At 37.1% G+C, this 23,119-nt stretch carries 21 protein-coding genes; 7 read left to right on the forward strand and 14 right to left on the reverse strand.

Annotated features, from left to right (window positions below; genetic code table 11):
• The first annotated feature begins 62 nt into the window (after positions 1–62).
• From ACFSBH_RS07440 to ACFSBH_RS07460, 5 genes are all read left to right on the forward strand, one after another.
• On the forward strand, positions 63–917 hold the full coding sequence (locus ACFSBH_RS07440) for a MurR/RpiR family transcriptional regulator (RefSeq protein ID WP_379596883.1): 855 nt from the start codon (positions 63–65) through the stop codon (positions 915–917).
• A gap of 65 nt (positions 918–982) precedes the next feature.
• The gene (locus ACFSBH_RS07445; RefSeq protein ID WP_379596885.1) at positions 983–1,942 is read left to right on the forward strand and encodes an N-acetylglucosamine kinase; all 960 of its coding nucleotides are present in this window, start codon (positions 983–985) and stop codon (positions 1,940–1,942) included.
• A gap of 134 nt (positions 1,943–2,076) precedes the next feature.
• On the forward strand, positions 2,077–3,039 hold the full coding sequence (locus ACFSBH_RS07450; RefSeq protein ID WP_379596887.1) for a GNAT family N-acetyltransferase: 963 nt from the start codon (positions 2,077–2,079) through the stop codon (positions 3,037–3,039).
• Positions 3,040–3,045: 6 nt separating this feature from the next.
• Positions 3,046–4,092 carry a serine hydrolase domain-containing protein gene (locus tag ACFSBH_RS07455; protein ID WP_379596889.1) on the forward strand — a complete coding sequence of 349 codons (1,047 nt, stop codon included), beginning with the start codon at positions 3,046–3,048 and terminating at the stop codon, positions 4,090–4,092.
• Between the two features lie 111 nt (positions 4,093–4,203).
• The gene (locus tag ACFSBH_RS07460) at positions 4,204–4,935 is read left to right on the forward strand and encodes an SDR family NAD(P)-dependent oxidoreductase (protein WP_379596923.1); all 732 of its coding nucleotides are present in this window, start codon (positions 4,204–4,206) and stop codon (positions 4,933–4,935) included.
• A 169-nt stretch (positions 4,936–5,104) separates the two neighbouring features.
• On the opposite strand, the gene ACFSBH_RS07465 is transcribed toward ACFSBH_RS07460, so the two are convergent.
• The 12 genes from ACFSBH_RS07465 to ACFSBH_RS07520 all read right to left on the reverse strand — a co-directional run bounded on the left by ACFSBH_RS07465 (position 5,105) and on the right by ACFSBH_RS07520 (position 17,908).
• Positions 5,105–6,361, reverse strand: coding sequence for an Nramp family divalent metal transporter (locus tag ACFSBH_RS07465; protein WP_379596891.1), 1,257 nt, complete (start codon positions 6,359–6,361; stop codon positions 5,105–5,107).
• 84 nt (positions 6,362–6,445) lie between these two features.
• Positions 6,446–7,387 (reverse strand): agmatinase family protein, encoded by a 942-nt coding sequence (locus ACFSBH_RS07470; RefSeq protein ID WP_379596893.1) that lies wholly within the window; start codon positions 7,385–7,387, stop codon positions 6,446–6,448.
• Between the two features lie 378 nt (positions 7,388–7,765).
• Entirely contained in the window at positions 7,766–8,146 is a 381-nt protein-coding gene (locus ACFSBH_RS07475) for a helix-turn-helix transcriptional regulator (protein WP_379596926.1), read from the reverse strand.
• Entirely contained in the window at positions 8,134–9,762 is a 1,629-nt protein-coding gene (locus ACFSBH_RS07480; protein ID WP_379596895.1) for a restriction endonuclease, read from the reverse strand. Before ACFSBH_RS07480 ends, ACFSBH_RS07475 begins: the two co-directional genes overlap by 13 nt.
• A complete protein-coding gene (locus tag ACFSBH_RS07485; RefSeq protein WP_379596897.1) occupies positions 9,755–10,243 on the reverse strand; it encodes a hypothetical protein in 489 nt (162 codons plus the stop codon). Before ACFSBH_RS07485 ends, ACFSBH_RS07480 begins: the two co-directional genes overlap by 8 nt.
• Before the next feature lie 739 nt (positions 10,244–10,982).
• On the reverse strand, positions 10,983–11,249 hold the full coding sequence (locus tag ACFSBH_RS07490) for a hypothetical protein (protein WP_379596899.1): 267 nt from the start codon (positions 11,247–11,249) through the stop codon (positions 10,983–10,985).
• Positions 11,250–11,809: 560 nt separating this feature from the next.
• The gene (locus ACFSBH_RS07495) at positions 11,810–12,292 is read right to left on the reverse strand and encodes a Mov34/MPN/PAD-1 family protein (RefSeq protein ID WP_379596901.1); all 483 of its coding nucleotides are present in this window, start codon (positions 12,290–12,292) and stop codon (positions 11,810–11,812) included.
• Positions 12,282–14,174 (reverse strand): ThiF family adenylyltransferase, encoded by a 1,893-nt coding sequence (locus ACFSBH_RS07500; RefSeq protein ID WP_379596928.1) that lies wholly within the window; start codon positions 14,172–14,174, stop codon positions 12,282–12,284. Before ACFSBH_RS07500 ends, ACFSBH_RS07495 begins: the two co-directional genes overlap by 11 nt.
• Positions 14,113–15,219 carry an SMODS domain-containing nucleotidyltransferase gene (locus tag ACFSBH_RS07505; RefSeq protein ID WP_379596903.1) on the reverse strand — a complete coding sequence of 369 codons (1,107 nt, stop codon included), beginning with the start codon at positions 15,217–15,219 and terminating at the stop codon, positions 14,113–14,115. The genes ACFSBH_RS07500 and ACFSBH_RS07505 overlap by 62 nt, the downstream gene beginning before the upstream one ends.
• Positions 15,220–15,238: 19 nt before the next feature.
• Positions 15,239–16,057, reverse strand: coding sequence for an SAVED domain-containing protein (locus ACFSBH_RS07510; RefSeq protein WP_379596905.1), 819 nt, complete (start codon positions 16,055–16,057; stop codon positions 15,239–15,241).
• A 35-nt stretch (positions 16,058–16,092) separates the two neighbouring features.
• A complete protein-coding gene (locus tag ACFSBH_RS07515; RefSeq protein WP_379596907.1) occupies positions 16,093–16,761 on the reverse strand; it encodes a hypothetical protein in 669 nt (222 codons plus the stop codon).
• A 346-nt stretch (positions 16,762–17,107) separates the two neighbouring features.
• Entirely contained in the window at positions 17,108–17,908 is an 801-nt protein-coding gene (locus tag ACFSBH_RS07520; protein WP_379596909.1) for a tyrosine-type recombinase/integrase, read from the reverse strand.
• Between the two features lie 581 nt (positions 17,909–18,489).
• Between ACFSBH_RS07520 and ACFSBH_RS07525 the strand changes: the two genes are divergently transcribed.
• Complete coding sequence (locus ACFSBH_RS07525; protein ID WP_379596911.1) at positions 18,490–19,380, forward strand: tyrosine-type recombinase/integrase; 891 nt, start codon at positions 18,490–18,492, stop codon at positions 19,378–19,380.
• Positions 19,381–20,302: 922 nt separating this feature from the next.
• Here the strand turns inward: ACFSBH_RS07525 and ACFSBH_RS07530 are convergent.
• Together ACFSBH_RS07530 and ACFSBH_RS07535 are read right to left on the reverse strand one after the other, a co-directional pair.
• A complete protein-coding gene (locus tag ACFSBH_RS07530) occupies positions 20,303–20,455 on the reverse strand; it encodes a hypothetical protein (protein ID WP_379596913.1) in 153 nt (50 codons plus the stop codon).
• Between the two features lie 20 nt (positions 20,456–20,475).
• Positions 20,476–21,738 carry a helix-turn-helix domain-containing protein gene (locus ACFSBH_RS07535; RefSeq protein WP_379596915.1) on the reverse strand — a complete coding sequence of 421 codons (1,263 nt, stop codon included), beginning with the start codon at positions 21,736–21,738 and terminating at the stop codon, positions 20,476–20,478.
• Between the two features lie 558 nt (positions 21,739–22,296).
• Here ACFSBH_RS07535 and ACFSBH_RS07540 point away from each other — a divergent pair.
• The gene (locus ACFSBH_RS07540; RefSeq protein ID WP_379596917.1) at positions 22,297–23,019 is read left to right on the forward strand and encodes a hypothetical protein; all 723 of its coding nucleotides are present in this window, start codon (positions 22,297–22,299) and stop codon (positions 23,017–23,019) included.
• Positions 23,020–23,119 lie beyond the last annotated feature (100 nt).

The raw sequence follows: 23,119 nt of genomic DNA on the forward strand, positions 1-23,119 counted from the left end.
TTCAAGATATCCGGATCTTTTGAACCCCCTCTTATAGTACCTATATAGAAAGAGATGATGTCATGTCGACAAATGGAGGATTTGTAATACTCACAGAAATGTTACCTTTTCTTCCACCTTCCGAGAAAAAAATAGCTGCATATATCATGGAGCATCCGCAAGAAGCAATCTCGTTAACTGCAACAGAACTGGGGAAAAGAAGTTCCACTAGTGGAGCAGCAGTTATTCGGTTATGTAAATCTTTGAATCTAAAAGGGTTTCAAGATCTTAAACTGCGAATTGCCGGAGATTTGCAAAAAGAAAATATATCCGGATACCGTGATATTGAACCGAATGAAGACAGCCAAACGATTATTAAGAAAATGACGAATAATAGTATTGCTACCATTAAGGAAACAGCCGAACTATTAAGTGTGGAAGAATTAGATAAAGCTGTCGAAGCAATAAGGGGAGCCAGGAGAATTCATTTTATTGGAGTAGGGGCTTCCAGTATTATCGCACTGGATGCACAGCAAAAATTTCTGCGGATTAACAAGTCGGCTTATGCCTTTACAGATATGCACTTAGCAGCAACTCAAGTAGCGAATGCAGATGAACACGACGTGGTGGTAGGGATATCCTTTTCGGGTGAAACCATTGAAGTTGCTAAGATTCTAGAGTTAGCGAACAAGCAAAACGCAAAAACGATTAGTCTGACGAAATATGGGAATTACAAGGTTACCGAACAAGCAGATATCAATTTATATACTTCTGCAACAAGGGAACCAACCTTCCGAAGTGGTGCAACTTCATCCCGTATCGCACAACTGCAAGTGATTGACATTCTGTTTATGTGTGTGGCATCGCTTCAATATGAAGAAACATTGAAATATGTAGATGCGACAAAGGATGCAGTAGATTTTTTAACGAGTAAGTAGAATAGAATTAATGTTGAGCTAACCTTTTTTAGGTTGGCTCCTTTCATATATGTTGGAGGCGAACAATGATGTATGTTCTAGGTATTGATGGCGGTGGAACAAAAACGAAAGGCGTACTTGTAAAATCGACGGGAGAAATTATTGCTGAAGCAACAGTGGGTGCAACGAACCCGAACAGTGTCGGAAAAGATGATTTAGTCACGGAGTTCACACGACTTTTCAGTCAGCTCCGTTTAAAAAGTGGAAGCTATTTTACAAAAGTGAAACAGATTTATGCTGGGATGTCAGGAGTTGACCACCCGGAAGTAAGGGGGGAAATGGAGCGTCTGATAAGTGAGTCGGTTCATTCGCCAATCCCCATCACGGTGAATAACGATGCAATCACTGCTTTATATTCCGGGACACTGGGGAAGCCGGGAATCGTTCAGATCGGCGGAACCGGATCCATTACATTTGGATTAAATCAACAAGGTGAATTGGATAGAGTTGGCGGATGGGGATATTTACTTGGAGAAAAAGGCAGCGGATATGCTCTAGGCAGTCAAGCGCTGGAGAGTGCATTTAGAGCATATGACGGGATTGGTGAGAAGACCACTCTGCATGACCTGATTCTTAGACACTTTGAATTAGAACATCTGCCGGATGTTATACAGAAGATTTACCAAGCGAAGAATTCAAAGGAAGTCATTGCTTCTTTAAGCAGGGAAGTTGTAATGGCAAGTGAACAGGGAGATGTTATTGCGCAGCAGATCATTGATGAAAATGCAACGTATATTGCAGAAGCGATTACATGCTTAATCCATAAAAGGTTTCAAGGATACAATGAAAAGATCCCGATTGTATTTACTGGCGGCTTATTTACCCGACTGGATATGTTCCAAGATAAGATGGAAGATTATTTTAATAATGCTGGCTTAAATGTATCATTCATTAAGCCTGAAATGGAGCCGGTTGGCGGAGCGGTTGTAGCCGCTTTATTGCAAGCAGGTGTACAAATTAGTAAAGGTTTTAGTTTGAAAAGGTAATAGAGTTGAGCTTCCTCGGTTAAAGAGACTTCTGTATCGTACTTAAATGGATGGTCCTTGCAGGAGAAATTATCCTTCAATGATCGTTCCTCACTCTCTGATTCATTGACAATGATAAATAGGAGGTACATATGATGCAATTTTTCGCTTGGGATGTCAAGTGGCTGAAAGACTTAGTTAGACTTTGGAATCAGGAATTAGGAAAACAATTTCCAATGAGAGAGGAATTATTTAATCAAAATAGTTTCCAAGATATCAATATATTCGCTGATGGGTCCCGAATTGCAGTAGATGAAAATGGTAGAGTTGCAGGTTTTATTGTAACGAAGAAATGGAATGACGTGATCGATGTCGGAATAAGTGAATCTACTGGTTGGGTCCAAGTATTACTTGTTGATTATGCATACCGAAACCAGGGTATTGGGACAGAACTATTAAAGTTCGCTGAGACAAAGTTGATTGAAAGCGGTGTCAATCAACTTTGGCTAGGGAAAGATACATGGCATTACTTCCCGGGGATCCCGATTGAGTATGAGGAAACTGCTAGTTGGTTTGAGAAAAAGGGGTACGTGAAATCGGGTGAAGAATTCGATTTAGATTGTAAATATGAAGAGGAAAGTGACCTTGCTATTCTGACCAAAGAAAGCGTGGAAGCAGCAATTCTCCAACCGGATGAAAAGGATGATTTACTGGAGTTTTTGCATGCAAGTTTTCCTGGCCGCTGGGAATATGAAGCAATCCAATACTTTCAATTAGGTGGAACTGGAAGAGAGTTCGTTGTCTTGAAAAAAGAGGGGAGAATTATTGGCTTTTGCCGTATAAATGATTCCAAATCTCCTGTTATTGCACAAAATGTCTACTGGTCTCCGCTTTATGATGGAGAATTAGGCGGGATTGGTCCACTCGGTATCAGTAAGGATGAAAGAAAGCATGGATACGGATTATTCATAGTAGAAGCGGCAATCGTATACTTGAGAAAAAGAGGGATCGAGTCTATCGTTATTGATTGGACTGGGCTCGTTGATTTCTATCGGAAATTAGGATATGAAGTTTGCAAGAGTTACTATTCTTATCAGAAAAATATGCAGAAGGGGTGAATAACGATGAGGGAAAAGGTAATCGATTTTCTTCAGAAAGAAATTAATTTAGAACATATCCCTGGTGCAGTACTAAGTGTCACCTTTGAGGGCGAAACATTAGTAGAAGAAGCGATAGGATTCCGCACGGTCTTTCCGGAAAGAACACCAATGAAGATCGATACGGTGTTTGATCTTGCTTCGTTAACAAAAGTAGTAGCCACACTACCATCTATGTTGAAACTATTAGATGAAGGACATATCTATTTAGATGATCCAGTTACCCACTTTCTTCCAGACTTTAAACAAAACGGAAAAGAGTCGATCACTCTACGACATTTATTAACGCATACTTCCGGCTTACCTGCCCATAAACAGTATTATAAGGATAACTTATCAACAGAAGAGATTTTGACAAGCATCTATGAGCAGGAACTCGCCTATGAAGTTGGAACAAAAGTAGTCTATAGTGACCTTGGATTAATTACGCTGTACAAAATAATTGAAGTCGTGACAGAGCAAAAGTACACGGAATTCCTGAAAAAAGAATTCTTCGAGCCAATGGAAATGTTTGAAACAGGCTTTAATCCGACGTTTGAGAAAGCTAGATACGCTGCCACAGAATTCGATGAAAGAATGAACATGCATAAACTAGGAATTGTTCATGATGATAACACAGTAGCCATGGCCGGCATTAGTGGACATGCGGGTCTGTTTTCTACGCTTCGTGATTTACAGAACTATGCACGTATGATTGAACATAACGGTATATATAAAGGGAAAAGAATTCTGTCTGAAAGAGCATTAGAAATTTCCAGAAAAAACTATACCGTTTTTGACCAGGAATATAGAGGATTGGGTTGGATTTTAAAAAGCCCAAGCTCATCATCATGCGGAGATCTCTTCTCTGACCTGTCATATGGGCACACAGGTTATACGGGGACAAGCATTTGGTTTGATTCTGAAATCAAACTGCATGTCATTCTTTTGACGAACCGCGTTCACTTTGGCAGAAATTCATATATTTTACGGTTAAGGCCAAGATTGCATAATTTGATTCGGTCACAACTTTAAGTCGGTTCCTGGCAGCACTCGAAATAAACGATTACCTCCTGCAAAAGTAGGGAACAGGTATTTGAGATAGGCACGTGATTCCATATTTTAGGAGGTAATCAATTGGCAAACGTGAAAGAAAAGGTTGTAATTGTAACTGGAGCAGGCTCAGGAATAGGGAAAGTAGTTGCAAAGCAATTTGGAGTTAGTGGAGCGAAGGTTGTATGTACCGATATAAAGGGTGCAGAGGAAACAGCAACTGAGATTAATAATGAAGGTGGAAATGCAATTGGATTGTATCTTGATGTAAGCAGTCTTGATGATTGGAAGTCCGTTAAGGATAAGGCAATTCAAGAATTTGGAGAGATAAATGCATTAGCTAATATTGCTGGTATTTCAGAAGCTGTCGATATTGTTGATTTAGAGGAAGATGACTTTGATAAAATGATAAATATTAACCTCAAAGGTACATTTTTCGGCATGAAAGTTGTATTACCGGAATTCCTTCGCACTGGTGCTGGAAAGATTGTTAATATAGCGTCCTTAGCTGCCCATGTTGGCTTAACTGGTTTACCGAGCTATTCAGCTTCAAAAGGCGGTGTCATCGCCATGTCACGCCAAGTCGCAGTGGAGTACGCTCCAAAAAACATTCAAGTGAATGTGGTATCCCCGGGAATTATTGAGACGCCTATTCTGGCAAACAACCCCCCGGAAGTTACACAAGCCTTTACAGATGCTACTCCTGCAGGACGCTTAGGAAAACCGGAAGAAATCGCAAATATGGTTGTCTATTTAGCATCAGAAGAAGCGAACTTTGTAACCGGACAAGTCATTAAAGTTGATGGTGGCTGGGGATCGAAGTAAACAAGGGGCATCATTCCATAAACGGGATGGGATGGTGCTTTTTTATCAGCAGAAATTAAAAATCGAGCTAGAACGAAAGGATAATTGTTTTCCCTTCGTCCTAGCTCGTTTCCCTTTTTTAGAATCTCTCCATTTGAAAAGAGATAGGCACTTTTCATCAACTAGCTTCTTAACTAAGAAAAGTTTGAATTGCATCGACCAAACTATAAATTCCAAGTCCTGTACAAATTAATGCTACGACTCCGCCTAATATATTGGCCATAAGCGAATTGGTATAGTCACCGAGCCGTTTTTTGTTATTCATAAAAATCAGGAGCATAATCGCAATGACTGGAAGGAGAATTCCGTTTAACGCTTGGGCGAAAAGCAGGACACTCAGTGGATTCAGATCAAGGGCTGAACCAATGATCCCGATTGAAATGATGATGACAAATACGATTTTGAAACGTCTGTCCTTCATATTGTTTCCCCATTTTAAGACACTGCTTACGGTCATCGCAGCTCCAAGCGGGGCGGCTAGTGCAGAGGAGAATCCTGCTGCAAATAAGCCGATACTCATGAAGACGAGCGCCCATTCTCCAAGGATTGGTTCGAGTTGAAGCGACAAGTCAGCAGCACTTTGCACTTCCAATCCTCGAATGGTCGCACCTGCTGTAATTAGTACGGATGCGGTAATGAGTCCTCCGACAGTGATCGAGATAATCGTGTCCCAACGGGAGTCTCTTAAATCCGTAGGCTGGTTCCAGCGTTCCTGAACATTGGACGAATGTAAGAATAGATTATAAGGAACAACGGTTGTACCAATGACTGCAATGATCATGATAATCGAGCCAGGGGGGATGCTAGGGACGAAAGCTCCTTTAAATAATTCCCCTATCGGTGGCTGTGTTACAAACATGGTTGTAATAAAAGTAAAGGACATGATGACAATCAGAACGATCATCAACTTTTCAATCAGTTTATAACTGCCTGAAAGACCAAGGATTAAAATAATGATTCCTACAATCGGTCCAAGAACATTCGGCGAAATACCTGTTATGGTAGAAATGCCAAGCGAAGTTCCTAGCAGGTCACCGGCCATGTACGCTGCACATCCGACACTGATAGCAATAATGACAAGCCACATGGAACCATACTTTAAGATCGGATTGACGAATTGTTCACGGACTGCATCACCGAGACCTTTACGTGTAATGATGCCAAGCCGACCAGTCATTTCCTGTAGGACAATCGTTGCGATGATAGAAAATACAACCGCCCATAATAAAGCAAATCCGAATGATGCACCAGCGCGTGTTGCTGTTGTAACTGTACCTGGACCAATAAAAGAGGCGGTGACGATTGCACCGGGTCCAATGACTTTCAGTCTGTCTTTCCACGTTCTTTTCTGTGGTTCGGGATTGCTCTCCCTTTTTGTTGTTTCCATATTTTTACCCTCCACTTTTATAGCTTTATTACCATTAAATAAAAATAGCGCAAGCATTTGATTCATACTTGCGCTGACTCTGTCTTATCCTTGCTGTCCAACAATCCTGCCTGCAAGCGCATATAGAATGACTGTAGAAACAAAGTGGGCAGAATTCTGATTGTTATCCTGCTGTGGATACACCTCAACAAAGTCCATGCCGATCACACCTTGCTTACAGATTTCGTGAACGAGTGTAACGAGTTCGAATGAGGTAAGTCCATTTCCGTCGACGGGACCGCCGGGATTAAAAGCAAAGTCCAGCACATCACTGCAAATGCTTAAGTATACTGCGTCTACATCCTTACTTGCCATCTCGTGAAGTTCCTTGGCAAGCTGCGGTAAATCCTCATGATTGCGGATATCGTTGATAGTTACCGTGACAGCCCCTGCATCACGGGCATTGCGGCCTGCTTCCGGAAGATTTCTCGGTCCATGAATGCCGGTATGGATGATACTTTCATTGCGAACACCTTCCTGTTCATACAGCCGCGCGAATGGACTGCAGCGTGCGTACTGATCACCATTATGAGAAGGGAGGTTGTCGTAGTGTGCATCCAAATGAATGATTCCCACTTTCTTCCCTTGTTCGGCAAGTGCTCTTACAATCGGGAAGGTAATGCCATGGTCGCCGCCAAGCCCTATTAGGAACTTTCCACTTTGCCAAAGCTTGCTGGAGAAATTTGTAATTCGTTCCATCGTTTCTTCCACATCTGCAGGGACAACATCCACATCACCGACATCACCAAGCTTTACATGTTCGAAAACATCTATATGATCAAGCTCCGGCAGATAGCCGCTGTACCTTCCAGATGTCAGCCGCATAACTTTCGGTCCAAGCTCACATCCTGTGTAATCGCCCCATGTCACTGCACCTTCCCAGGGAACGCCGTACACTACTGCGTCTACATCGTCTAATGAATCTTGATTGGAGAGGTTTTTTGCTCCAAGAAAAGTAGGTGTGTTACCGTAGAGATAATTTGTCAATGTGTATCAATTCCTTTCTTGTATTGATTTGATGGCTGGTATGCATGACAAACTGCAGGAAGATTTTCACGTTGTTTTAATTTAACTTCTAGTAGATTACTATGTAATTGCTTACCCTACTATTCGGAGATTAAAACGGGCTTTTTGATGGGACAAGGGGTTGATGGGACAAGGGGTCAGACCCCTTGTCCCAAAACGAAACGCATTTTCAGTATGGTGATGGGTTATCAATCTATAAAAAAGCGGAGGAAAAGGAGATTTTATAATGGTTAGCAACTCGTTGGAGTACGAAGTAGCGTAAAGAAAAAAAGTCGTGAGGATAGCCCTCACAACTTTTTAAATGGGACAGAGGGTCTGACCCCATGTCCCAGCCAAAGTCTAAACTCTCAATCCTGCTGTTCCGACCTTTTGCCGGTATTCCCTTGGTGTACAGCCGTATGTCCGTTTAAATACTTTCATAAAATGTTTTGGATCTGTATAACCGACCATTTCGCTTATCTCGTATACCTTTAGAACTGGATTGACCAGAAATCTTATGGCATTTTCCATTCTCACTTGTGTTAAATACTTTAAAAAGGATTTTCCAGTGATACTTTTAAAAAGCTGTCCCAAATAATGATCACTTAAATGGACCCTGTCAGCTAACTCTTTAAGTGTTAAAGGTTCCATATAGTTGGAGTGAATATGATTAAGAGTAGCGGTTATAATTCTTTCCTGCTCGGTCTGAGCCTTATAAATAAGGCTTTTTACGGTTTTGATTTTAACATTTGGAAAACGCTAGTATATCCTTTATTTGCAAATAGAGCCATAAACCATTGCTTTCTTTCTTCTATCGGCAGTTCATTGTCAAGGCAATAATCTAGGAAACCTAATAGTGCGTTGGCTGAAATTAAAGCACCCTGAATATTAGTATTCTCAAACGTAGTCTGTTTTTTTACTTTCTCTGTAATTTTATTCAAGTTACCTTCACCGGACCATTTATCTGTAGCTGTTACATAGCCAAATGAATGTACCTTCTTGCCTTGATATCCGTAATAAATAGGAATATATTCGGAAGCCATATGTGAAGCTAAATTTGCTGATAAGGGGAACTTCGGTCGATAATTTTTGGCATCCAATATACATACATTGTCATCATCAAGGTGAACAAGGAGTTCAATTTCTGTTCTTTCTCCTATAGCTACAGGTTTTGGTCTTAAATCTACATCAAATCCAATTGCTCTCAATACTTCTGCGCACTTCTCTTCAAATAAGTAATCATCTTGTTGATTCAAAAATCCTTCAACAAAATCCTCATTTAGCGAAGAAAAGTCCTCTTCAGTCAATAATTCAGCGTATTTCTCAGATTCCCTCGCTGAGAAGTAATCCATAAGAATGGTTTTAATTTTTTCTTTTGACATACTTCCTGGGGCAGGATACTCAGCCAATAGTTTACGCACTCTCATTTCAGCCTTAGCTTGATTTGTAGCTGGTGAAATTTTACCAAATGGACTTGATTTATAACGAGATATATCTAGTCCAGCATGTTCTGAAAAACGTTCCAATGATATTAGATAGCGTTGACTAAAAGGATAACGTTGATTATACTCGTTGATTTCCTTCGTAGTATTTTCTCTCATTTCGGAAGGAACACGAATATACTTTCCGCGTATATATTCAACGAGTTCAGTATACTCACATAGCAACATAAATGTATGTGCAACATCGTTATGGGCAGATTCGAAGTCCCTAGCCCCTTTATCAGATCGTTCACGGTGATCGTATTCAGCAGCAATATCCTTTTTCATGTCTTGTTGTTCTTCAGGGGAGGCATTACGAAATTCAATTATCTCTCTTGTAACAGCATCTAAGTCCGAATTTTTCTTTGCTTTCATAGCAAAGAAGGTAATCTCTTCCTTGGTAATATAAAAATCCAAAGATGATTGATTGGCCAATCGGATCAAGAACCTTGCTGGGTGGATTTCAAATCCTTCTTCAAATTTTGGTCGAAATCCACTACTTAAAAAGTAACCATTAGGGATTTGGAGGGTTAATATTTGTTTTGAAGTGTTTTTTCTAAGGTTGTCTTCTCTAAGAAGTGCTTCACCCACTCTGGTCACTTGTAAATATCCATCTTCATCTGTATAGACATAAGAGAATGTTTTTAACATAGCTACCCATGTTCTTCCGCCAGAACCATCTCTGCTTACATTATTTCTTTTTATTCCTTCATCAATTAAAGCACGTTCATATGCAAGGTGCATTACTCGGTTCCCTTCCCACTTTTTAGTAAATCCATTTGTAGCTTTCTCCAATGCCACGAGAGCATCATAATGATACTTTGGATCTCTCTCTGGGCGTGTAATGAACCAAACTTTTCTTTCTTTTTTAGCCATCCTGTCCACTCTCCATTTCCTGTAGCAACGTTGTTAGTTCCTCATATCCCTGGTTTAATGCATGATCACCTAATCGACCTTCTCTATATAAAGGGGTAAGATTCCTCCTAATATCCTGGAAAATTTCCTCATATTGTTTGATGATTTCGGGTAAGTATGAATCCTCTTCTTTCGAAGAAATTAAATAACTTAGCAACTTACCCTTGCGAAGCGTCTTTTCAGAAAAAATATTTTCAAATGGGATTTTTTCTTCTTGATTGTTTTCTTGGGATAATTGCCCAAATATCCTTACTAGAGATGATAATTGTATATCTTCTCCTTGATTTGATGCTCCTGAATACCAACTGTGATTTCCGCTGATTTTCTGGCCGAATTGAGTGCGGTTTGAATCGGGGAGTTTTGAAACTAGCTTATCAATTTCTAGCCAAATACTGTGTAATAGTTCTTTCTTGACCAGCCTTTTCAGTATTATTAGGTCCATTTAATTCCTCCTTGAATGTGTTGCAACTTAACGATGATTTCATGATAATCTATTAACTGCACTTGTTTGGTATCTAATTAGATGAAAAAAATTGCAAAGACCAAAAGAATATACCATTTAATGAAATCTGCAAAAAGAAAAAATACATCCAGGTTAAGAATATAAATCAAAATGGATGTATTTTTTATATGAAGTTATGGACTTTTCTTTATATAATTCGAGATTTCATTATAAAACGGGTAGTATTTCTGCACTTATAGTTATTCCATGTATCCGTCATTACTTTTTCTTCTGACGTAACAATAGATGTATATACAATAATATGTATACCTGTATTTATGGGTTTCTGTTAAGTGATTATTGATGATTATATGATTGGACAATATTTTTCATAGAAAACTAGAAGGAAATTTGTTTTTGATGATGTGGTTAAATTGCTCAATTTTTTAACTGTATTTACACTTAACTGTATTTACATAAATACATATCTAAAAAACAACTAGAACGCGAATTAAAAAGGTAAATAAATAAGTTTATACCTTGGGTAACAAAGATAACTGTATAAAATCATCTCCCTTTGTCCATGCTGATACTAGCAATCTAATAAAGGGGAAATCACTATGAAAAAATGCAATTGGTGCGGGAAGAAAACAACAAATGATAGTAATAAGCGTGATGGCATGTGTGCGAGCTGCTGGAAAAGCTACAAACGTATCGGCAAAAATCTCAATAAGTACGCTTAATAGAATGTTTTGCCGTCTTGTCTGATTGGTACGACTCTATATTGTTCGTCATGATTATATCTGGCTTGTAAAAATTCTATAATATCTGTATGGTTGACTGCTATTTTAATAATTTCATAGGCTAGCATGGTTTTAGTCATGTCACAAGAGATGGCCAACTTTTTTAATTTGTTATGGGTGTCCTGATCGAGTGATGCATTGACACGTATTTTTTTATTTCCATGTGGTTCATTTTTTTTATTTCTCATATCGATTTTAATCATTACTACCCTCTCCCTTTTTGTTTTTATGGCTGTTTTTACAAGTAAATCTCACTAACAGTGTTACAGTGTGCTTTGTTGTATTTGTACATATGTATTCTGTAACACTATGAAATATTCTTTATTATTAGGGGGTTATCCTCCCTTAACTGCTATTTTTGTATCGTAACAGTGTAACGGTGTGGGTGGGGCGAAAAATCACTTTTTTTTAGTTGTTCATGCATCCATTCACGTTAACGTGTATCTAATTCTTAAATTTGCAGTTGGTTGGTGTCCTAATAATATGGAGGATTCAAAACACTTCAAGAAAAGGTGAAAACTTTAGAAGAATATATTGGCGTATACAACACGATTAAGAGGCACTAATAGAAGAAGACCCGGATGATCCAGTACCAGATTTGATGGAGATTGAACTCTATGGAGATAGTGGAAAGAGACTAGATGAACTCATTGTACGTTTGAATGAAGAGTTGAGGCAAAAATCGTTTAAATTTAAAAATAAGCATTCATATAGATAGGCCAACTACGGATTTGTAGTTGGCTTTCGTTTGTTTACAATATGATTAGAATTCTTCTAATGAAATGTAGCTTTTATCTGAAGGAAAAACATAGGCACAAAGAGTTTTGTTTGTGTCACCATTTACAATAATTAAAATGGGTTCTGGGCAATGATACTTAGGATTTTTTGAGATAAGCTCCATTTGGTTAATATCAATAGAGCTTGGGCTGGGAAAGTCTTTTGGGTGATAATGCCACTCACCCAAATAGTATACCTGTTCTTTTTCCCAAGCGTTATCTAATATGTTTTGAAGACCTTCCGTACCCCTTTCAAACCAAGCAAGACCGTGTTTCGAATCTCCCGGAGGCCCAGTAATCTTTGTGATAATCGCAGTATGTTGATCCTCTGAATAATAACCTATTAGGATTCCACCCGTTTCTTTTGGATGCAATTTTCCACATAACTCTCTCATCATTTCGCAAACCTGCCGGTGTAGCGTTACTTCAAACAGTCGATCTTTTGATGTGTATGTATAGCTATCTCTCATCATATTCCTCCTGAGAAACCAATTTCGTACCAAGAAAGACCTCTTCATTCCATTCCTGCTCATAGACTAATAATTTTGGTTTGATTATTGGTTGTTGTAAAGCCATTTCAATATTCTTTATTGCAATTGTTGCCATTTGCCATACATCATCTGACCTTGCTGGAAAAACTGGATGCCAACAGCCAATACCTTCCCTTGGAAACTCGATACCAATAAGGCTTTGTGCTTCCTTTTCCTGCCACGGTCCAATTAGTTTGAAAAAAGATTTGGCAGAGAAACTTTGTCCTTTAGACATATAAACAAAGAGACGTTTAGAACCATACCCTAAGGATATGGATATAAATGTCTTATCCGGTGAACGGGGTAAATTTTCAAGTTGGTAAATTACTTCATCTTCAGCTGTGCAATCCAGAATAACGTCGTATTGATTAATCATTTCCAGATGTTCTTCGTTATTCAAAGGAAAATGTTTGTTAATTCCTTTGATCTGGTTGTGAGGTGAACAATCGATGAGTCTATTTACAAGTGAATCTACTTTATATTTGTTAATGTCGTTTAACGTTAGGGTGTGGCGAACCAAATTACCTGCCTGTAATAAATCTCCATCCATAATTGCCAATTGTGTCTGGCCAGATCGAACTAATAATTCAGAAACAACGGAACCGACTGCTCCTGCGCCAATAATTAAAGCACTTTTAGAGGTTACATCGTTTGGAAAGCTTCCTCGACTAGTTAGTTCACTTTTATCCCAATTCTCAGTGAATAACCAGTCGATTTCTGCCGACTTCTTGAATAGCTTTTGTTGGTCATGCCACCAATAAGCTTTTTCCCGATCCCTAAACCCATGTGTCAACGACAATTGATGGGTTAGTTCGGGAAGAGCTAATCCAATCCAGTGAATCTGTACACTTTTTTCACCTATCCTATCTGGAATGGGAAATCCTAGCATAAGAATATGTCTTCCACTATAACGAAACGTAGGTGCAAATTGTTTAATTATGCTTAATAAATCAATGTTTTGCATATGACAAACAGATATCAGTTCTCCCCAATTTGATGGTATATGCCACGGACGTAAAACAGGAATTTTATTTAATAATACCCAGGCACCTTTAATATGCCCTTTTTCGTGATTGCTGACATAATCCCCCCAATGGCATTTATAAATCAGAATATCTTGTGGTGTAAAAAATTTATTTATCATCAAGGTTTGATTGCTAGTGTCCAACTTGATTAAATCGAGATATCCGTATTTAAAATGGGTGTTTTTCCAAAACTGAAAAGTTCGGTCATTCTCACTGAAAACCACTGTTATCGGCATTCTTATTGCCAATGGGGGCAATTCAAAATGATCACTTGTTTGTAACAATTCTTCTTTACTAGCATATTCCAACCAAGATATAAATCTTTCGAAATGCCAATGTAGCCTATGCTCTGCATCTTGAGGTTCTATATCCACGCCAAGTCGTTTAAATAAACTCATATTTGTATTTAAACACAAATCGCCATCTCTCCAAGGAAGGTCTTCATTACCCTCACTATTATAGTTTTGATGTGGAAAGGTTAGGGTTATTCCATTTTGTTTCGCAGGATAAAATTTTATCTTCCCTAAAGGATACGAATCATCGATAAAGACAAACCACTGTGTTTTTTTATCAATCAATTGAAGGTCGGCGCTTTCAATCTCGATTAAACAGTGAATAGTCCACTTATTAACTAAAGAATTCCATCTTAAATCATCAAGCAAGGTAATGCAATCAAACTCCTCCAACATCCTTCTAGCAGTTAACAGATCTTCTTTAGGGGTTTTCTGAAAAGGTTTAAGCAAACCTGGTTCCTCCACCGCTGATATCTGTTTTTTCTTCTCTGCTTGAAAATCCATTTTGGTTTTTTGTGCTTTTAGGAGGTGCAGGGAATTTTGAACCAAAAAGTTTTCTCCATTTTTCAACGCTAGTAGAAATATCCGTCGCATCTAGTGCTTCCCTTGCAATTCCAGCGGCTTCTTTCACCTCTTCATAAAAGGCCTCATATTCTTCGTCCGTTAAGCGCCCAAAAACATCATGTTCAGGAACACCATGGTCCGGCATGAACGGTTTGCTTAAATACTCATTAACAATCGTCTCTAATGTTAATGTGACTCCTTCACCTACTGACGTAATCCCATCTGGACATGCTTGTCCAATTAAATGTTCTAAAGGATAGCTTTTTGGATGTTTTGATTCAGGATTATTTTCTTTTCGCCACCATTTTAGTGATTTGACAACATTTACATAATGTTTGTTAGTATTTTTATTTTTATCCCATGTCCATTTAATCTGAGCCAAAGGATCCGTCGGCTTCCAATCTTTAGCTTCCCGGTCTGGAATGTAAAGTGGCTCTGTTTTCCATTCTGCTTCTTCTTTTGAGCCAAAGAACAGTTGGTTTTCTATACGATCTTCTGGCGAAACCCAAGATTTTTTTAAAACCCAATCCTCTAGTTCTTCAACGGCAAAAACAGTCTTAACACTATCGGATTTTAAGATTTCTTCCTGAACTTCAGATGGCGCAGCCGTGATAACTACATCCAAATCCACGTAACTTAATTCAATTCCAATGGAACGGCCTTGTATCCGATATTTTCCCTTATAATGTTTTTCCATAAACGGAATAAATTTGTCATGTGCTTCTTCAGGAGTGTATTCATCCTTGTCCAACCTTGTTACTACAATCACATCCACGTCCGAGCGCTTTTGGTTTTTGGGACGAGTAGCTGTCGCACGACGATAGCTTCCCTGTAGAAATGTACTGACAATAATATCTGATAAGTCTTCGTCTTCATTTAATCGTTTTCTTAAAGTGGAATGCCCAGTGATAAGATCATCTACTTGGTTCTCTGTTAATCGAATATTTCTTAAAAAATCATTGAAGTAAGTTGGTACGGATGTCATTAAAGTATCTCCCCTTTATCTATTTAAATGTTATAGAAGCTCGATAATCTCCAGGTTTCCTTTGTTCAAGATCATATTCATACAGAGTAAATTCACCAAATGCTTTGGAAAGTTGTCCTATAAAAAAGGTAAGTCCGTTTGGTCCAGACATAAAGATGTGCATGTGACCTTTCCTGTCATCAAGATTTCGATTATTTATTTGGGTTGCCAGTTTATCAGCCAGTAACCAAGCGTGCGTTCCGTTTTTAATTACATCAGCTCCCGGACTGTCGTCAGGCGTCAAAATAATCAACTTTTTAATAGGTAATCCATTTTGTTCAACGAAATATTGTACATCCTCTAATATTTTATGCCTTACAGCTATGACTACAGCAATATCATCTCCAGCGTTACTTAATTCTACCTCCTGTACAATCCAATCCGGATAACTTTCTTCTAAAACTTCACTTTTTCCCCAAACAACTCTACCATCCTGATTGCTTTGTACAGGGTAAACTTTGACCCCAGATTTAGGCTCTAAAAAACGTCCAGCTAAAAAGGCAATTGAAGCGTGTGTTTCAAGATGCAAATGATACTCCTTCTTATCTATTGTTGACTCCTTTAAAAAGGCTTCAACTTTCGGAAGAACAACACCATTCCAGTCGGCATTGTTTTTAATTGTTCTATCATCAAAATTCTCAAGCAAACAAATCATTTGATCCATTTCTTCATCAAGATATTCGGAATACCTTGAGAAGCTTCTGATTCCAATTTTTGATGCTCCTAAATTGATGATAGATTTTCCTGTTAATAGTTTTTCTTTTCTACAAATCTCGATAATCGACTCTCGATCAAACACACTAACTCCAGCTTTTAAGCATGATTGTATAATATTTATATATGGATTAGTGATAGCGTATTGCTGATTGGTTTGAACCCATTAATTAACAAGGACTCATTAAGCTGTGCTTGTAATTCAGTTATTGTCCTTGTACCCAGATTAAAACGAACAGGTTTCAAAGCTGTCATTAGTTCATCATCAGTTGCTACTCCTAGGTGATCTTTCCAAGCCTCCCGGACTTTCCCGAACTTGCTCCTTGGCCCTCCTTGTGAAAGTTTGTCTAATCGAATTTGTCCATCCTCGTTACTGATTAGCTCTTTTAAAGCATCATCAGGATGAGGATGCCACGGTGTTACAATGTAAAAACGGATATGTTCTCCGGTAGGAGTAAATTCTTTCTGAGCGTTATGGATTCTCTGTAAAATGGAAACTGAGGTAGCATTTATCGCTTTCGGATCCATTAAATTTTCATATGTAAAATATTCAGAATTTGTCACATGAAACTTAAGCTGGAAATAATCCGCCACAATCGGTGTCATGCTTTTATCCGGGACTTTTTCGTTATAGAAAACCACGACATCATCAAAGGCTTTAATTTGATCATATTCGTAACCAACTTTTTCTATATTGTTATGAGGCTGGAACATTTCGCACACTTTTAACCAGAAATACAAAGCTTGATAATCATCTCCCAACATTCTGGCAGCAATTTGTTTACTCATTTTAATTCACCCTCTTTCTTAAAAGTAGAAAAAATATTTTTAGGACTCTATTATATGTAAAACTGTAGATACAGTTTTACATATAAAAACTTCTGTTTAATTATTTATACAGCTTCAATTTACAATTTTCACTCTTCTATAATAGTCTATCATGTTTATTTATTATTGTTAATAAAGTGTTTTTTAAAGTGAGTATAAAATAATAAGTAGATGCTCAAATAAAAATTTATAGCGAAAACCTCTAAAATACATAAAGTGTCAGGGAATTGTTATTCCTTGACATTTTTATGCTGAATTAGATAAAGAAAGATTAACAAATAAAACACAGCCAACGTTTGACTGTGTTTTATTTTTCGTCCTGTAGATTATCTTTGTAATACTTATACCGATGCAACGAATACGGATGCGTTAAATGAAAATAGTGCAGTACTTCCTTTTCGTCCTGGCCACTTCGTACGTGATCCAGGATGCAGCTGTTCCGTAAATGCTTTGCGGAGAGTTTCCGAAGTCCTGCCAGCTTTACTTCATCTTTAATCATTTCCTGTATGCTTCGTGTCGATAACCGTTTTGGTTCTTCTCTATCATAATCGTATTGATAATCCTGACTGCGATTATTATAGGAAACAAATAACGGATCTTGGGAATGCAATCGGGGCTGTTTAAGCGGTTCGATGGTCTGCAAGTACGCACGGATGTGCTCGATGGGTTTTCCCGATAACTTATAGAGGGTTTGGTTGAATTCCATAGTAGACTGGGCGAGATTTATCATTCCCATATTAATAGAAGCGATTTCTTTCGGTCGCAGTCCTTTGTACCGAATCAAATGCACGATGGCTAGATTTCTATCAATCAGGAAATCCCGTGCTGCCGAATCGATGGGTCGCTCCATGGATTCCAGTAACCGGTGCATTTCTTGTTCCGATATAAAGTCGTTTGAACGTAAGGTTGTAACTTGGTAGGTTTCTGCGGGTTCGGTCGGATATTCCACATCGATTTCGTAAAACGCCAGGAATTGATTCAAAGCAGACAGGTGACGCTGCATGGTGGCGTTGCTGAGTTTCTTTTCCGTTAGGTGTTCAATGTAAGAAGTTACATGAGCAGGTTCGATGTTTAACAGGTCTTTTTTGACAGAGTCGTCCAGCCACAAAATGAACTGATTGAGGTCGGAACGATATTGGTTCAACGTCCCCGGTTTTTCCCTTCATTTTTCAATGCTTCGAGATAGCGATCCAGATGAAAACCATTTTCCATTTTACAAACCCCTTCCAAGCAAATTTTACGCATCCAATTTATTTTATATTGTACTATAGCGCTCGTCCCTATGAAAGTTTAGATATGTTTAGTTGGAGCTCGTTTCGAAGTCGCCAGGATACACATCCTACGGACGCGTAAAATTTTAACGTAAAACAGAAGGTATTACATATTATGTAATATAGTGATGTAACAGAAAGATTGAAACATAAGAAACAAAAACAAGGTGTTTTCTATTCACTTATGATTAGTTTGTAAACAAATTTTATTTAAAATTGTGTAATAATATTTTCAATTCCCCGCACGAAATATATGAATTAAAAGTTTTTCATAAGATGTAAACATAATTTGTAATATTGTTCCTATTTCAAGTAAATGAACATAGAGAGAAAAATTCGATTAAAATATTAGTTGTGATAATGCTATCTTATCACAACTTGAAATGATATAATAAAATTAGTTGGAGAGGTGATAGAATTGGCAGAAATTTTACCAGTGGATAATTTTCAAAATAGAAAAAGATATGTAGAAAGAAAAAAATTCGTTGAGGAACAATCCAAAGAAATTAAGGATGGTTACAAATATGATATTAGGCAATATAAAAAATATTGCGTCTCTACAAATCAATCTGAGGGTTTGGAATCAATGCTTGATTATCTTTATGTCTCCATTGTTGATCAGCGCGTGAAAAAGAATACTTGGGAAAAACGAGTCATTGCCATCAAACGATATTTGACCGTAACCTATGATATTGACTTCGAAAGAGAGCCGGAAGCATTAAAAGAAATTTCTATTCTTCGTGGTCGTTACGATGAGGAGGAAAACAAAGAATTAATCCGGGTGAAGGGAAAACAACGGGTTAGTAACGTAGACGGACTGATGGATTTGATTAATTCGTTACCTATCCGGGAAAAAGCGATTTGTCTCGTCAATCTGGTCACAGCAAGCAGACCGAGTGAAATGGTTGCAATGAAAATAGGAGATTTCGATTTTGAGGACAGTTCGGTTTCTATTTATATTAAGAAACAGAAAAGATGGTTCGAGAAACGACTTACTCCGATTGCCGTAAAAGCCGTGAAAGACTACAAAGCTAAATACAATCTGAAAGAGGACGATTACCTGGTCGGCAGGGTCAACAAAAGCGGCAAGTATTCAAGTGCCAAAATCTCAACCGAAGCGTATCGGAAGTTTTTGCATCGCACAATTGGACTTACCGCCTATAATCTAAGAAAGACGCAAGTTTCACAGATGCATGAAAAAGGGGCGGATCTCGTCACGATCACCAAACAGACCGGACATACTTCCACCCAGACACTTTCGGAGCATTACTTGAATGTTTCCGACAAGACGGTGGATAAATTCCTGTAAATAAGGTAGATTCTTTTAACCCTCGACTAGTTTCTTCCTATTATATATACTAGAAATAAAGCAATAACACTGGGAGACGTATTCGGGTCACTTATAACAATAGCCCTTTTACTTTAAAAAGGCGTTCCCTTTTCATTGGGAAAGCGCCTTTTTTGGTGCAAATCCATCAAAACTCCTCACTAAAAACCGCTCTCAGACAAAATTACTTGACCCATTACCCATGAAACACCTTTTTATTTCGTCTGAGGCGCCTCTAAAAACACCGATTTTCTTAATTTTTACGATTTTGCTTCCCTTGTTAACTAATTTTATGTTTTGGCGAAGGATTCTATTAAAAATAGCAGCAGAAATGTGGCGGAGGTATATGACTAGTCTATAGGTTATTTTGGGTGCGTAAAATTTGAATATAGTCAAACACATCCTGGACAAGTAAATTAAAAGTAAGAAGTAAAGGGAATAAAATCAGATACCTTCAAAGGGGCAAAAGTAAAAAACTGCTGTATTTGACGGGTACGTGAAATGTTATTGAAGTCGAAAAAGGAGAATCTTTCAGCTGTGTTTTGCAATTTTGAGAGATTCAATACCAAAGCTCATGAGTGAGGTGTATGGTATGCATACATTGAAGAGCTATCTGATCTTCTAGAATAGAGTTATAGCTTTATATTTAGTTTTTGTATTTACTTTACCAAAGTAATAACCAGCCTAATGGTAAAACCATTTCAACGACTGGTCATTTCTCCTTTTTATAGTTGGCTTAACAACCTATAGAAGTACTTTGTATGTGGGGAGGAAGTTGTGTCCTATTATTAAAAACATAATTCTAAGTTAACACCTCAGAGAAATGAGCTGTACAGAAAAAAGTCTATCCCCCATACGCCCTTCCTCTGTATATGTATTAGTTAATGCTAACTTCATTATTATATTAATCGCCATACCTATCGGGTTGTTCGTCATTCCATGGAGAAACCACTTCTTCACTTTCAGTTTCATTAGCAAATACCTCTGAATCTTGAAAAACTGAACCACCAAATAATAATCCAAGCGACAGGAATAGTATTCTTAATAATTTCTTCAAATTTCTCTCCTCTATTCTTTTTATATTTTTGTTAGTGTTTCATTAGCTGAGACGTAATAATCGGCAGCTATTTTATATTTCTTTTGTTTATAAAAGTAATCACCCAGCATTCGTAAATAGTCAGCCTTTTCATAATACAATTCTTTATCATCAAGAAAGTCTAAAATGTTATTTACAATTAATTCTTCAAATGAACTTTCAATACCATAGATTAGTTGGAGGTATACTTTAAATTCTAATACGTAGACTGAATCTGATGAGTTCATATCTTTGGTTATTTTCAAGCCTTGATTAAGCCAAATCTTTGCTTCTTCTAAATTTCCCATTTTATAATACTGTTTCATTAAACTCGATATAGTTACTATTTTCGTTTCTTTGTTTTCATTACTCTTTAATTCATAACTTTTCAAGTAATATTCAATAGCTTTATCATTTTGATCAATCATTGAATAAAGCATTCCCAAATTTTGCATGCACAAAGAGTAAATTTTATCATTTTTTATTGTCTCACTAATATACAATGCAAAATCATACTGCTCTTTAGCTTTATCCCATTCCCCTATTCGTCGATAAGAAATCCCAAGCAAGATATGATTTTTAGCGGATTTCTTTAATTCATAATTGTCTCGATAATACCCCAAAGCCTTTTCTCCGTAATAAATGGAAAGATAGTTCTTTCTTAACTTACTTGCTGTAAGAGATATTAAGTAGTACAGATCGTTTTCTTCTTCTGTTTTATTAAATAAATCATGATATAAATTTTTCTCTGATTGTTGGTAAAAGTCTAGAGCTTTATTATAGGATAATTTCGAATAAAAATAGTCCCCACTAAACTTCATCCAATAATAACATTCCTTACCATTAAGATTTCTTAAATTAGACTTTAAGTTATGGTAATGTATCTCTGCCTCTTTATCCTTACGACAAAGCAAGAAATAACTAATCTTATGTATTTCAAAGAGATTTATTAAATGAGTATTGGTTAGAGTGTTTATTATCCTATCTAATTCATCATATAACTTAATTGATTGTTCTAAATCACCAATCAGTAAACAGGTAAACCACTTTTCTAATATAGGTAAATATTTTTCATTATTATCGACACTAAGGTCTATGTCTAATCGCTTACTTAACAAGTTTACTATTTCATTTGATGGTCTTTCAGAACCTTTTTCAATTTTAGATAAATAAGATACAGATATAATGCCTTCGGACAGTTCAGATTGTGTCATTTTCAATTTTAATCTATGATATCTAATCTTATCTCCTATATTTCTGACCATTTATGCATTAACCTCCTATGTACCCATTATAATCGACCTCTGTTTTTTTTACTATATTGTTTCCATTTTCCCAACTTCATTCAAAAATCAGTACTTAAAGTTAAAATTAACAATAAATCATGAAAATATTTCCTATTACTCTAGGAATATATAATTCCTCCTGACTAAATTTAGTGATTTAACTATAAGTTCTATACGCCCATGGCTCCCTAGCTTTAATATCTCTTATAACTGTACGTCATTTTCTATAACGGATCTTGCAAAACGAATACAATAATTAATACTACCTAATAAAATATTTTCATAAATTTCCCTTCTAACATCAGTTTAAATTTATAAAATACATTTTTTTAGGAAAATATGGAATTTCTCTGAAAAATCAACAAATTAATATTAAAGGATGTTACAATTCTATTAAATTTAGCAGAGAGAACATATTGAAACTGATATTTATATCTATAAAGTCCAGCTGGCTTTATATAATTTTTACACTAAATGAAAGGAGAAGGGGTTAAAGTTAGATTTAAAAATCACAAAAAATAGGGGGAGGAATTTTAAGTGATGAAACGGATTGGGGTATTAAGTTTGTCAATGATTTTTATTTTCACTTCAGCAATTACTTCTGTATCAGCCAACGATGAAACGGCTAATCATTTGGAAGGTGTGCAAATTAATTACGAAACGCAATTAGGACATGAAAACAGAACAAAAGAGGATATTGTTGAAGAATTAGTTAAAAATGGACTCTCAATAGAAGAAGCAGAATATTACGCGAAGATAGATATCCTTACCAATCAGTTAGAAAAGAATGATATTACTGTAGATTTTAGTGATGTAGAAGATTATTCTAATGCATATGTTAAAGCTAACCATGAAGAACTTGCCAATGAAGCTCTTGATAACTTAGATAAAAAAGCCTTGAAAGCTATCTTGAGTAAAAATGAATCTTTAAACGCAGGTATTGACGATTTACAACAAGTTCAAGAATTCATTAACCAGCAAAATAAAAGAGAACAAAATACTAATGCAAATCATATTATCAAACTAAAATATGATGATGGAAGTGAATTAATTTTTGAAGGATCGACTACCAAAGATAATGAAATAAGTGATTCTGTTATTCCACAAACAGAATTATCTGGCCCGTGGAGTAGGAGTGTAAACTTTGGTAACACTATTAATGACAGAGATGATAATGGTGGTTCGTATACTTCCAGGGCGACATGGCGGTATAAATCAGGATCTAGCTATGCATCAGTTAGCGATGTTCTAAAATGGTAAGCGTCAAACAATGAACACCTTCTATTAAATATCCGTTCTTGAGATAATCTCTTTAGAAAAAAATCTGGAGGTTATGCCAATGAACGATGCTAACAAAAGA

It is taken from the genome of Oceanobacillus luteolus (genome assembly GCF_042678205.1).
Lineage (GTDB): Bacteria > Bacillota > Bacilli > Bacillales > Amphibacillaceae > Oceanobacillus > Oceanobacillus luteolus.